The following is a 12,408-nucleotide window of genomic DNA, read 5'->3' on the forward strand; positions in this document are numbered from 1 at the left end:
ACAGCTAAGTAATGGAGGGGAAACTGCATGCCAGACATAGGGCGAGGCAATCAATCAGCTTTGCCATGGGGCATTGCGCAATCGCCATCGAGATGCGCACCCGCGAGTCCCCAGGCCATTGAATCTGGGTTCGGAGGGCTTCTGTTAGACTCGTCCCCCGAGCAATCCCAACCGGAGCAAGCAGTGAAAGAGCTGAATACGCTAGGACTCGGCACCATAGAAGAAGCGACGCCCATGCATGAAGTCGTCTATCAACGACTGAGGCGAGCCTTGATGGCGGGCCAGATCGGGCCAGGGCAGAAGTTGACCTCGCGCAAGATCGCCCAGGAGCTGGGAACCAGTGACATGCCGGTGCGCGCAGCGCTGACCAAGCTGCAGTCCTTGCGTGCTCTGGCCCAGCTGCCCAACGGCTCACTGACACTGCCGCCCATGACCAGGGCGCGTTTCCAGGATCTGATGAAAACCCGGGAAGTTTGTGAAGGCGCGGCCACTGAACTGGCCTCGGCACAGCTCAGCGCAGCCGAGATCAAAGCCATCAAAAAAGGAGCCGCCGCACTCACGGCAGCCGCCCAGAACAAGGACATTGATGACTACCTGATTCGCAACTACGAGTTCAAGTTTCTTATCTACCGGGCCAGCCATTCGGAATCGCTGATCTTCCTGATCGAGACGCTATGGCTGCAGATCGGTCCATTCCTGCGCCAATTTGGCAGCCACTTCAACGGCGATCTGGGCAAAATTCTGGACATCGATTTTCACGAGGAGACGGTGGAAGCCCTTGAGCGCGGAGATGGTGTTGCTGCGGCTATGGCCATCCGCCGTGATATCGCGGAAGGCGCGAAGTTTCTCCTGGAACAAGGCACATTCGCCGCTGAGGCCTGAACGCTACCAGAAGCCAGTATCTCGATTCACAGCCCGGCAGTCGCCTGAGCCTACAAAACGTAACTCAAACCGCCCACAAAGCCTGGGGCTGATAACAGTGAGGTAAAGAATGTCGCAAAAGACTTTGCGGATTTGCATCCTGGAGAACGGTGTAACTCCGGATGATTTGATTGATCAGTTCGGCTCGTATCCCATGATGATCGAGAACTGGCTGGCCCCATTCTTTCCAGAGGCGACCTTCACCTACCTCTCCCTGGTGCAGGGCGAGGCACTGCCTGCACCCCAGGCATTCGATGGTTATATCCTGTCCGGCTCGAAGTACAGCACCTACGAGCGCAGCCCCTGGATGCTGGCGCTCATCGAATTCCTGCTGCAGTTGCGAGAGGAAAGATGCCCGGTCTTCGGTATCTGTTTCGGCCACCAGATCATGGCCGACGCCTATGGCGGTTTGAACGCCAAGTCGGCAGCAGGCTGGGGCGTCGGCGCGCAGCAGTACGAGTACGAAACCCCAGAACTCCCTGGCTGCGCTGCCGCCTTCGTATTCCATCAGGATCAAGTTCAACAACGCCCACCTGAGGCGAGACGAATCGGCGGCTCCTCACATTGCAAGAATGGCGTTTTAGCCTACTCATTCCCCGCCATATCCGTGCAGTACCACCCCGAGTTCACCCCTGAATACACCCAGGCCCTGGCCCGTAAATTCCGTGGCGGTCTTCTTCCCGAGGCAGTATCCCTGCGCGCCCTGGATTCCATCGACTCACTCCCGGTCGACCCCAGCCCTGTAGCGAAATGGGTAGCAGAATTCTTCAGAACCCATCTGGGTACCAAGCACGGGAATCGATGATTTCGCCCCCATCAGCCGGACCCATCGGAAAAAGCCAACGCCTGCGCAATCAGCACATCACCCATGGCCTGCGCCGCGCTGGACAGCTGGAAGCCGGCCAGCTGCAGCAGACCGACGCGGCGCTCCACATAAGACTCACTGAGGGGCAGGCAGCGCGCGCCGAGCTCCTCCATCTGCCGTTGGCATAATCTGGGTACCGCGCTTACGCCCAGGCCCTCGGCGACCATGCGCCCCACTGTCGCCAACTGATGGCTCTCGAAGGCCACCGGCAACTTGCCATAGCGTGCGGCAATGCTCTCCTCCAGCAGCAGGCGCACGGCAGATGGACGTTGCAAGGTGATAAAAGGCTGGGTCAACAGATCCGTCCAGCTCAGTTCACCCTTATCGGCCAACGCGCCACTAGCCGGCACCACGGCGACGAAGCGGTCGTTGTACAACGGGGTGAACTGCAGGCCATCGAGCGTCGCCGGCTCGAAGACCACCCCCAGCTCGACGCGGCGATCGCGCACCATCTCCATGACCCGTTCATTGATCACGTCATGCACCGCCACGTTGACCCGCGGGTAGGCGTCGCGGAAGGCTCTGAGCGCAGCGGGTAACCGGTTGCTGGCGAAGGACGGCATGGCCGCCACCGCCACCTTACCCACCTGCAGGTTGAAGTGCTGGAGCAGCAACTCCTCGGCGTTATCCCAGTCAGCCAACAGACACCTGGCGATAGGCAGCAGGGTTTCGCCCTCCGGGGTCAGTCTGACACTGCGGGTGGTGCGCGTCAGCAACTGACCACCGAGGGACTCTTCCAGGTTCTTGATCGCCAGGCTCAGAGCTGGCTGTGACAAATGCAGACGCTCGCAGGCCTGAGCGAAACTCAGGTTCTGGGCCACGGCAAGGAAGGCGCGCAATTGCTTGACGGTCATTTATTTACTTTAGTGATTAATATAAAAGAAAAACAAACTTAACAAATCAGTCTACCCAAGAGAAGCTCTGCTCAGCTTCCCGGCAGCGCGACCGCCGCCCCAACAATGACAAGAGGCGCAGCAGCATGAGTGGACTCGACAAGCGTGTATACAACTACGAGGAGGCCTTGGCCGGCCTCACCGACGGCATGACCGTCCTGGCCGGTGGCTTCGGCCTGTGCGGCATTCCGGAGAATCTGATTGCCGAGATCCGCCGCAGCGGCGTCACGGGGTTGACCGTGGTTTCCAACAACTGTGGTGTCGACGGCTTCGGCCTCGGCGTGCTGCTGGAAGACCGGCAGATCCGCAAGATGGTCGCCTCCTATGTCGGCGATAACGCCCTGTTCGAGCAGCAGCTGCTCAGCGGCGAACTGGAGGTCGAACTGACCCCGCAAGGCACCCTGGCCGAGAAGCTGCGCGCCGGCGGTGCCGGCATTCCGGCGTTCTTCACAGCCACCGGCTACGGCACCCTGGTCGCTGAGGGCAAAGAGACACGCGAGATCAACGGCCGCCACTACATCCTCGAACCGGCCATCACCGGCGACGTCGCCATCGTCAAAGGCTGGAAGGCCGACCACTTCGGCAACGTGGTCTACCGCCACACCGCGCAGAATTTCAACCCGGTGGTGGCCACTGCCGGACGCATCACAGTGGTCGAGGTGGAGGAAATAGTCGAGCCGGGTGAACTGGATCCGGCCCAGATCCACACCCCTGGCATCTATGTCGATCGCATCATCCAGGGCAGTTTCGAGAAGCGCATCGAGAAGCGCACCCTGCGCGCCTGATCGTCCACGACTAAACGACAAGAGAATTTCGCCATGGCACTTACCCGTGAACAGATGGCTCAGCGCGTCGCGCGTGAGCTCAAGGATGGTTACTACGTCAACCTGGGAATAGGCATTCCGACCCTGGTGGCCAACTACGTGCCTGCCGGCATCGATGTGATGCTGCAGTCGGAAAACGGCCTGCTCGGCATGGGGGCCTTCCCCACGGCAGATGAAGTGGACGCCGATATGATCAACGCCGGCAAGCAGACGGTCACCGCCCGCGCCGGCGCATCGATCTTCTCCTCGGCCGAGTCCTTCACCATGATCCGGGGCGGCCACGTCGACCTAACCGTACTCGGTGCCTTCGAGGTGGACGTACACGGCAACATCGCCTCCTGGATGATCCCGGGGAAGCTGATCAAGGGCATGGGCGGCGCGATGGATCTGGTGGCCGGTGCTGACAACATCATCGTCACCATGACCCACGCTTCCAAGGACGGCGAGTCCAAGCTGCTCAACCACTGCAGCCTGCCGCTCACCGGCTGCGGCTGTATCCGCAAGGTGCTGACCGACCTGGCCTATCTGGAGATCGAGGGCGGTGCCTTTATCCTGCGTGAACGTGCGCCGGGCGTAAGCATCGAGGAAATTGTCAGCAAGACCGCCGGCAAGTTGATCGTGCCGGACGACGTCGTCGAAATGAGCTTCTGAGCAACTCCCGCCCCTCAAACTGCCACCGCGCCTGGCTGCATACGGGGCGGCTTTAACTTATCGAATGAGGCGAATCATCCACGCTGCGTGTAGCGTTAAGGTGCTTTACCTGGTCGCTGTGCAGATATGGGGGCTGAATCAGGGCAACTACTACGGCTTCGACAACCTTGCCGGTATCTGGATGTGGGCGGCAATATTGTCGGCGATGCTCCACTTCCCGCCCCGCTGGTTTACGCAGGTTAAACAGCGCCGTCGCGATATCGCCTGGCTGAAGTATTACTAAGGCTCGCGGATGAGCAGGCAATTTGGTTACTGGATGCGAAGACCAAGGAGTACGCGACCTTTAGGCTCAGTATCCAGCTTTAGATTTCTAGTGGTGGTTTCGTTTTGGGCATTGAAGGCTTTAACAAAACCCTTATTGAGTTTTCCCGGCGGATACGCGAGCGAGACTAAATGCCCGCTTACCTGTTTGTGTTGGCGTCTATGCCTGACGTACAGCGAGCCTTGCCAAGAAAATTCAGGTGTCCCCACCGCCATCCATTTCAGCGCTCAAGGCCATTTCGACCTACTGGCCAGTAGGTAAACTGCGCACCGCCCTGGACTGTTACGTTATAACAACAATAAACTACCAGGCGGCCTGCTTAGCACTAGCCGAGATATCCGGCAAATGAACAGAGATTCACGCCGCGCCGTCGCCTTCTTACATCGCTGTCCGCACTGCGTCCTTAAGCGGGCAATCAGGAGCTTTCATGAAAAACACCACGGCCTTCCTCGCTGTTCTGACGGCGCTGGTTACGCCCGACCTTTATGCCGCCCAGTCCGTAAATTCCACTATTACGCTGGGTGACGTTCACGTTTCGCACCGGGAAAGTGCAGCCTTGCGCACCGAGAACGTACTCACATCTGTCGATGTCATGGGCAGTGACCAGATAGAAGACAAGAACGTGATGAACAGCTGGCAATTGCTGGGGCAGATGCCCGGCATCCAGTTGACCGAGACCGGCCAGGGTGCCGAGTCCGGCAAGGCGACTTTCCGTGCCTTCAACGGCGAGGGCTACATCAATGGCATCAAGATGCTGATCGACGGCATCCCGAGTAACGTCAACAGTGGCAACCAACGTTTCGTCGACATGATCTTCCCCCTCGATATCGAGTACATCGAGGTAGTACGGGGCACCAACGATCCGCGTTACGGTTTGCACAACATTGCCGGCAACATCAACTATGCCACCCGCCAGGGCGGTAACTACGTCGATAGCCGTCTGACCTATGGCAGCTTCAACACCCGCGAAGTGCAGCTGGCCATCGGCCACGAAGAAGGCAATTTCGCGCAGAACTACATGCTGGCCAAACAGGACTCGGACGGCTCCCGCGATCACAGTAACTCCAACAAATATGCGCTGGGCGGCAAGTGGTTCCTCAGTAACGATGAGCAGACGTTCCGCATCGGCGCTATCGCTCGGCTCTACCATCATCAGGCAGACGAAGGCGGCTTCCTCACCCATGATGAACTGCACGCCAGCCGTACCGATTCGCCGGCCAAGAACGACAACGATCGCAGTGACCGCGACATGAAGCACCTGAGCTTACACATGGACTGGCAGCTGAACGACGACCTGAACTTGAGCAACAAGCTTTATTACAACAGCTACAACGATGACCGTTCGATCACCTTCACCAGCTATCAGCCCGGTAACGCGCCACGCCAGCGCCGCCTCTGGGACGAACAACAACTCGGAATGCTGAGCAACTTAACTTGGCGCGCCAATGACCTGCTGACGCTTGATGGTGGCATCAGCTATGAAGAGCAGGACAACGCCTACGAGCGCAGGCGTTTTGCCTATGGTGTGCCGACCGACTTCGACGCGCCGCCGGCACGCATCCAGAATGACGACCACTACACCCTGCGTAACCTGGGTGGCTACGTTCAGGCCATTATCCAGCCGACTGACTCGCTGAAAATCATCCCAGCCATGCGCGTGGACAAGTTCAGCGGCCACACCAACGCGTTAGACGGCACCACAGTCGCTAAAGGTTCGTTGCAGGACTACGGCTGGATCGAGCAGCCCAAACTCAGCGTGGTCTACAGCGTCAACTCGAGCACTGATGTCTATGCCAATTGGGGCCGTACCTTCCAGATCCTTACCGGCAATGCCAATCCAGGCTATCTGGTCAATGGAGCCGCCGAATACGATCCGTCCATCAATACCGGCAAGGAAGTGGGTGTGAAATTCCGCCCATTCGCCGGTGCCGAGGCGCGCATCGCCGTGTGGCAGCAGGACGCCACCGACGAAGTGTCAAACATGCCCGCCACCGGCACGACGGTCGGGCTGGGAGAAACACGCCGTCGAGGCATCGATATGCAGTTCACTGCCCAGCTTGATGACCAGTGGACTGTTTGGGGTTCCCATGCGATCCAAGAAGCCAAGGTGGTCAAGGCGTTCGATGCCAACGGTGAATCTCTGGCCGGCAAGGAAGTTTTCTCCACGCCGCGCTACATCAGCAACCTTGGCCTGGACTATCGTCTGAATGATGACTGGCGCTTCGGCATGCAGGCCCGCGCCCAGGGCGACTACTATATTGATACGGCTAACGAGGCCGGCAAGTACGGCGGCTTCGCCTTGCTCGACGCCAATGTCAGCTACCGTTTGAGCACAACCACCAGCATCGACTTACAGGTCAAGAACCTCACAGACCGTGAGTACGAATACGTTTGGTACGATAACTTCTTCTGGGGCGGCGATGACCAGGCAATGTTTTCACCGGCACCAGGTCGTTCGGCTTATGTGTCGCTCAATATGAAACTGTAAACTGCTTCGCGGAAAGTTATAAGCCAGAGGTGATCTCTGGCTTTTTAGTTTTGTGCGGTACCGAGTATGGCTTTTGATTGTTGCCGCTGACCCAAAAATGCCAGTACCGTTGCGGTCGTGGAACACGGGAACCATCGCCATTGTTGGATTACACGAACGGCACATCCAGCGATTCGGCATAACCCAGCGCCTGCTGCCTGCATGCCGAAGCCAGCGGAGTGCTTATTGTCTTTCGTCTCGATTACGGCAATAGGCCGGTTTGTCTGGTGAATCGGCCCGGCGTCGGTAGATACTCGATGACTGCGTAGTTGCACCCAGCTGACCAGCGATTGCATTCGACCTGACCAGTAGCCTGTACCGATTGACTGGCAGAAAACGGCCGATTCTGTTGAAAAAGTAGGTTTCGGCGGCAGCCAGCAGATCAGGTGTGCCTGCTGCCAAAGTGGCTGCAAGCCACTTCAAGTTGCCTTTCGGCGTTTCACTGAGCGTCCTTGCTCAGCTTTGAGGGTTTCCGCTCGCCGCAGGCGAACCTATCCCGTGATCGCTGGCCTGTGAGGCAGCAGCTTGGCCATGCGTCTCAGGTTTTGCACAGTAGCGGCCAAGGTGAATTCGTCAGTTACACCCGTCAGTCCACGCAGTCGTAAACGGCCGAGCTTCATGATCCGTTTGAGGTGGGCGAACAGCATCTCCACCTTCTTCCGTTCGCAATGAGAGACGCTGTATTCCGGTGTCTTAGCGATGCGTCGCGCTACGTCACGGGCCGCTTCATGGATGCTCCGAGCGATCTTGCCGAATGCGGTATTGGGGCAGCACTTCGCTTTCAGCGGACAGTTGGCGCAGTCGGTTTGGCTGGAGCGGTAGATGATGGTATCGGCCTTGGTCACACGCTATCATTTTCTGGGTGAAGGCACGCCATTCACTGCGCAGCGGTTTGCCGACTGTGCAGCGGTATTCATTGGTCTCTGGATTCCAGTGGAAGTCGTTACTGGAGAGGCTGTCGTCCTTGCTCTCAGTCTTGTCCCACACCGGCACATGCGGCTCGATGTCCTTCTCTTCGACCTTCCAGGCCAGCATCGGGGCAGTGCCATAGGCGGTGTCGCCGATAGGGCGTTCCGGTCTTAGGTCGAACTGCGCTTCGACACGCTCGACCATCGTTCTGGTCGAATCGACTTCGGCGGTACGGTGCGCCGGGGTAGCTTCCACATCCATGATCACGCCGTGCTCAGTGTCGATCAGGTAGTTCGTGGAGTAGGCAAAGCAGGCCGGGCCGCCTGGCGCTGCTGTCCAACGGGATTGAGGATCGGTGAGCGAAATTTTCTTTTCAGCCAGCGCCTCGTCATCAAGGGCTTCGAGGTACTCGCGCACCGCGCGGCTGCTGAGTGCTGGATCGCGCCAATCGACTTCATCTCCCGCCACCCCACGTTGCCAGCTGCCATGCAGCGCCGCAGCACCTCATTGAATAACCAGCGGAATAGATCGCTGTCACGAAAACGGCCATGACGATTCTTCGAGAAGCTCGAGTGATTGGGGACTTCGTCTTGCAGACCCAGCTGACAGAACCAGGGATAGGCCAGGTTCAGGTGTACCTCTTCGCACAATCGCCGCTCGGAACGAATGCCATAGCAGTAGCCCAGGACCAGCATGCGCACCATCAACTCCGGGTCAATCGAGGGATGCCCGATGAGGCTATAGAAATCCGCCAGGTAGGCTCGCAGATCACTGAGATCCTGGCACTGGTCGATGCTGCGCAGGAGATGTTGGCCCGGGACGTGATCTTCCAGATTGAACGAATAGAACAGGCACTGCTGCACTCCCGGTAACTGCCCCATCATGCTGTTCGCCCCCCACGCTCGCTGACAAAGCAATTTTGCCAATGGCATGGGGAGGCCACTACTTTTTCAACAAAATCGGCCAATAGCTGCCACTTGGATGCAGCTGAATCGACCTGAAGCGGACACTCACGACCGTCTGCGAAACAAGGGGCTATTCAAGAAAACAGCCCACCCCTAAACCGGCAAGCCGTGCTCAAGCGCGTGAATCACTTGCACTACTGCCCTACGGCCCGGCTCAGTAACGAGCAGATCGATCGGCCGCTCGGAGGCTAGCGCCAGAACCGGTGAGGTCAGCCAACGGAGCGCGCCATCGAGATCTCCCTCATGGAGTTCCAACAGGGCATCCAAGGTCTCGACGAGACGACAAAACACCTCGCTTGCCCGGGCAGACATCACGGAGTTTCGAAACGAGGTTCCCACCCACCTTGCGACCTGTGTGCGACGCAGCCCCAGTTCATGCGCAAGATCCGCAACTAGCGTAACCGGAAGCCCGGCCAGCACTGCCTGATGCATACGGTAATGAGCTTTTGGCAAACCTAGCCGATCGTAGAGCTTGTGCATTAGTAGACCACTATAGTTGTCTCTACCAGCGGGGGCTGGTGTTGGGCGTGAAGCGCGTATTTCTATGTGACCCCGGCAGCATAGCCCTTGAAGTGCTGAGTCGGATTACAGACCAACTGCATCGCCCCTAACTTCCTAGTCACCCACTAACCGACCGCAAGTTTCTAGAAGGAGACGTTTAGGTGGGGGCGGACAAATTGATTAGATAGGCGGGCCATTGGAGAGGGTCGCGAAGGCCATGACGTAGAAGAAATTGACTTACTCAGTCATGGATTCGTAGCGAGCTTTTGCTGCTGCTACAAGTTCAGCCGAGGAAAGGCGGCCCTTCACATAGTCAGCCATTTTCGAGGACATGTAAGAGCTCATGCGAGCGCCCGCAAGGTTGTTGGTGGCCTGGACATGGGCCAAGTGGGAGCGACGTTGCGTTTCTTCGAGTGCTGGCATCATCGAGATCACCAAAAAGGTAAACGGACTCTATAGGGGTAGACGCTTCAGCAACAAGATCTATGGCTGGCCGAAGACCTGCAGCGTCGCCAAGCCTAAACGCTATAGCAAGCCCCAAGAGCAACGCGCGTAAGAGGACGATCAGCAAGCTGAGCTGCGTCGTCTTCGTGCCGAACTCAAGCGCGTGACCGAAGAGCGAGGCATCCTAAAAAGGCCGCCGCGTACTTTACCAAGGAGTGCGGTTGAAGTACGCCTTCATCAATCAGCTATCAGCTGACTATTCGGTTCGCCGCCTGTGCTTGACGCTGAAAGTACATGCCAGCGGTTATTACGCGTGACTGGCTGAACCGAAGTCGGCACGAGCCAAGGATAATCAACGTCTGCTTGGACTGATCAAGCATGCGTGGTTAGAGAGCGGCGGAGTTTACGGCTACGGCACCTCTATAGCAGCAAGAAAACTGTGCAGCGGGCTATAGACCCAGAATGGACGAATCAGTAGAGCCGAGGGTAGATTGGCATTGGGTTTAGCATGCTGAGTCTGATAGTTGCCCTATACGTTGTTGCGGGAATCAAAATCTTATGTCGAAGGGAATCAAATTAGGCTAGAAAGCGAATTTAAAAGAACTGGCTTTCTCTCCGCACCAAACAACCCTGAGAAATAACTCCAAAGCACTCTCACTATAAGTGACGGCGGCGATATTGAGCTTAAAATGACTACAATAGAAACAGATCCAATGGCCTTAGATGATTATCATATTGATCGACTTATTGGTAATCTTGAAATGATGGCGCCGTAACTCTCGACGACTGTTTCCATATAAATAGAAATTTAGCATTCGAAGCGCCCGCTACATCTCGTATACGGGTCGATCGCGCTACCATAGAAGCCGTCTATGAAGCAGATGAAGAGACAGTTTTTAAAGAGTTCAGCTTTAGCATTGAAGGCATTGACGACTGGCTTCGAACCAGCGGCATCAAGGTAGAACGCAGTGAAAACACTGCAACAATAATGCACGAGCCACAACAACCGATTATTGTATACAGTGAACCCGGTTGCGAAACATCAATTTGCTTTGTTTACACAACCCCAGGACTCCCCACATACAGCGAAGCAAAGATCACCCAATCTGCGTACATCAAGATCTCAACTTCAGAACATCAATGCTTTAGTTACTTCACAAACATCGCTTATAAAAATAAAGAACCTGCTTTGCTTCGCCACAGCCTGTTCACTACCCATGCACTCTGTGAACGCCTAGGTTCCAGGTAGCTCTACAGATACCGGCGAGTCTATCAAAGTAAAGCTTTTCTACCCCAGTCTCCTTTTTTCAGAATCCAAACCCGACGTCAAACGGCACGACCTACGCTTTGCCTGCCCTCAAATTCGCGATCGTTTCCCTGATATTCTTAAAAAGTGGCTAGATGATTATGAAACATTGCCCCCTGCCTTTAACTTTTACTTCTCAACTCAGAATGTAACCCATAAACATTTAGACTCGAAATTTTTATCACTAATGCAAGGGTTAGAGACTTTCAGTCGCGCACACATATAGCAACTCAAATGGATCCGGAGCACTTTCGCGCGCTCACCCTAAAACTATTAATATCTTACCCATCAGACAACCACGATAGGCTATTTGGTCGATTACAGCATGGTAATTAAGCCACTCAAGCCAATAGAATAAAAAACTAATCGAACCCTTCGAATCTCACTTCGGAGACAAAGCTACAATCAATAGCATTGTTCGCAAAATCGTAGACACCAGAAACTATCTAACACATTACGACTCAACTGCAGAAAAGCGGGCCGCTAAAGGCCGAAAACTTTGGATTCTAGGGCAAAAACTAGAGTCCATATTCGAACTGAACATTTACAAGCGCTTATCATTCAGCGAAGAATGATATCGTGAACATCTGCTAATCCGGAAACCTTAAATAAAAATTTAGCCTGTTACTCGAGTAACCTTATCCCAGCGCATGGAGTAACACTGACACTTCATATCCCGCTGCATGCCCCACTCCAGTTCGTCGGGCACACAGCCTGCGCGTACAGGACCGCGTAGCAGCGGTAATGCGCGGCGCATTCGACCTTGATCAGGTACATGAGAAACAGCCCGCTAAAAAGCTAAATCCATTTTCGACTTACACAATCGTTGAACTGAGTGTGCGAGAGAATGGTGTGAAACTTTTCCGCTTCGAGCATCGGTCAAACTCCATTAGCACGCTGATAGCCCAACCCGATGCCGAAAAAGCTGCGCGAGACAAAGGTTATGAGGTCTGGATCGCACTGGATATTCGGCTGGTTTAAACCTGACATATCGCTGCCTCTCTCGGCATATTGTGCTCGCGCGCCTCGACGCGACTTCCGACTCGGGTGCCCGGTAAGAACGAAGCGATAGATCGGGCATCTCGTCGATTCACCCTGACTATGACCTGCATTCAAGCAGGGAATGTCACTTTGGAAGAGGTGCTCCCCGGGATGGTTGACCTGATGCAGCGCTGAGCGAAATGGGGACGGGGCCCACTCCAAACCGACGCGATGCCTCGTAGATTCAGAATGTAAACGATGCGGCTTCAAAAACGCCCATCATTTACATTTAGCTTGAG

Annotated in this window: 10 protein-coding genes and 3 pseudogenes; 10 read left to right on the forward strand and 3 right to left on the reverse strand. The window is 55.9% G+C overall.

The window, feature by feature from the left end; translation table 11 throughout:
* Positions 1 to 183: 183 nt before the first annotated feature.
* Complete coding sequence (locus tag ALTER154_RS15635) at positions 184 to 882, forward strand: GntR family transcriptional regulator (protein WP_218585085.1); 699 nt, start codon at positions 184 to 186, stop codon at positions 880 to 882.
* A gap of 109 nt (positions 883 to 991) precedes the next feature.
* Positions 992 to 1,726 carry a type 1 glutamine amidotransferase gene (locus ALTER154_RS15640; RefSeq protein ID WP_160088400.1) on the forward strand — a complete coding sequence of 245 codons (735 nt, stop codon included), beginning with the start codon at positions 992 to 994 and terminating at the stop codon, positions 1,724 to 1,726.
* A gap of 11 nt (positions 1,727 to 1,737) precedes the next feature.
* Here ALTER154_RS15640 and ALTER154_RS15645 read toward each other — a convergent pair whose 3' ends face one another.
* Complete coding sequence (locus tag ALTER154_RS15645; protein WP_160088402.1) at positions 1,738 to 2,640, reverse strand: LysR family transcriptional regulator; 903 nt, start codon at positions 2,638 to 2,640, stop codon at positions 1,738 to 1,740.
* 125 nt (positions 2,641 to 2,765) lie between these two features.
* On the opposite strand from ALTER154_RS15645, the gene ALTER154_RS15650 reads away from it, so the two are divergent.
* The 4 genes from ALTER154_RS15650 to ALTER154_RS15665 all read left to right on the forward strand — a co-directional run bounded on the left by ALTER154_RS15650 (position 2,766) and on the right by ALTER154_RS15665 (position 6,964).
* On the forward strand, positions 2,766 to 3,464 hold the full coding sequence (locus ALTER154_RS15650) for a CoA transferase subunit A (RefSeq protein WP_160088404.1): 699 nt from the start codon (positions 2,766 to 2,768) through the stop codon (positions 3,462 to 3,464).
* 33 nt (positions 3,465 to 3,497) lie between these two features.
* A complete protein-coding gene (locus ALTER154_RS15655) occupies positions 3,498 to 4,154 on the forward strand; it encodes a CoA transferase subunit B (protein ID WP_160088406.1) in 657 nt (218 codons plus the stop codon).
* 100 nt (positions 4,155 to 4,254) lie between these two features.
* Positions 4,255 to 4,437: a hypothetical protein gene (locus ALTER154_RS15660; protein WP_160088408.1), complete on the forward strand. Its 183-nt coding sequence runs from the start codon at positions 4,255 to 4,257 to the stop codon at positions 4,435 to 4,437.
* 466 nt (positions 4,438 to 4,903) lie between these two features.
* Entirely contained in the window at positions 4,904 to 6,964 is a 2,061-nt protein-coding gene (locus ALTER154_RS15665) for a TonB-dependent receptor (RefSeq protein ID WP_160088410.1), read from the forward strand.
* Between the two features lie 530 nt (positions 6,965 to 7,494).
* Here ALTER154_RS15665 and ALTER154_RS15670 read toward each other — a convergent pair.
* A pseudogene (locus ALTER154_RS15670) lies at positions 7,495 to 8,796 on the reverse strand (transposase).
* A 174-nt stretch (positions 8,797 to 8,970) separates the two neighbouring features.
* Positions 8,971 to 9,357 (reverse strand): antitoxin Xre/MbcA/ParS toxin-binding domain-containing protein, encoded by a 387-nt coding sequence (locus ALTER154_RS21335; protein WP_160088412.1) that lies wholly within the window; start codon positions 9,355 to 9,357, stop codon positions 8,971 to 8,973.
* Positions 9,358 to 9,904: 547 nt separating this feature from the next.
* Here ALTER154_RS21335 and ALTER154_RS15680 point away from each other — a divergent pair.
* From ALTER154_RS15680 to ALTER154_RS15690, 4 genes and pseudogenes are all read left to right on the forward strand, one after another.
* Positions 9,905 to 10,235 (forward strand): annotated as a pseudogene (locus ALTER154_RS15680) (IS3 family transposase); the annotation flags it as partial.
* A 362-nt stretch (positions 10,236 to 10,597) separates the two neighbouring features.
* Positions 10,598 to 11,071 (forward strand): annotated as a pseudogene (locus tag ALTER154_RS21340) (hypothetical protein); the annotation flags it as partial.
* Positions 11,072 to 11,493: 422 nt separating this feature from the next.
* On the forward strand, positions 11,494 to 11,703 hold the full coding sequence (locus tag ALTER154_RS21345; RefSeq protein WP_372239958.1) for a HEPN domain-containing protein: 210 nt from the start codon (positions 11,494 to 11,496) through the stop codon (positions 11,701 to 11,703).
* 169 nt (positions 11,704 to 11,872) lie between these two features.
* On the forward strand, positions 11,873 to 12,109 hold the full coding sequence (locus ALTER154_RS15690) for a hypothetical protein (protein ID WP_160088414.1): 237 nt from the start codon (positions 11,873 to 11,875) through the stop codon (positions 12,107 to 12,109).
* The last annotated feature ends 299 nt before the right edge of the window (positions 12,110 to 12,408 follow it).

Origin of the sequence: Pseudomonas sp. 9AZ, from assembly GCF_902506525.1 — a bacterium.
Lineage (GTDB): Bacteria > Pseudomonadota > Gammaproteobacteria > Pseudomonadales > Pseudomonadaceae > Aquipseudomonas > Aquipseudomonas peli.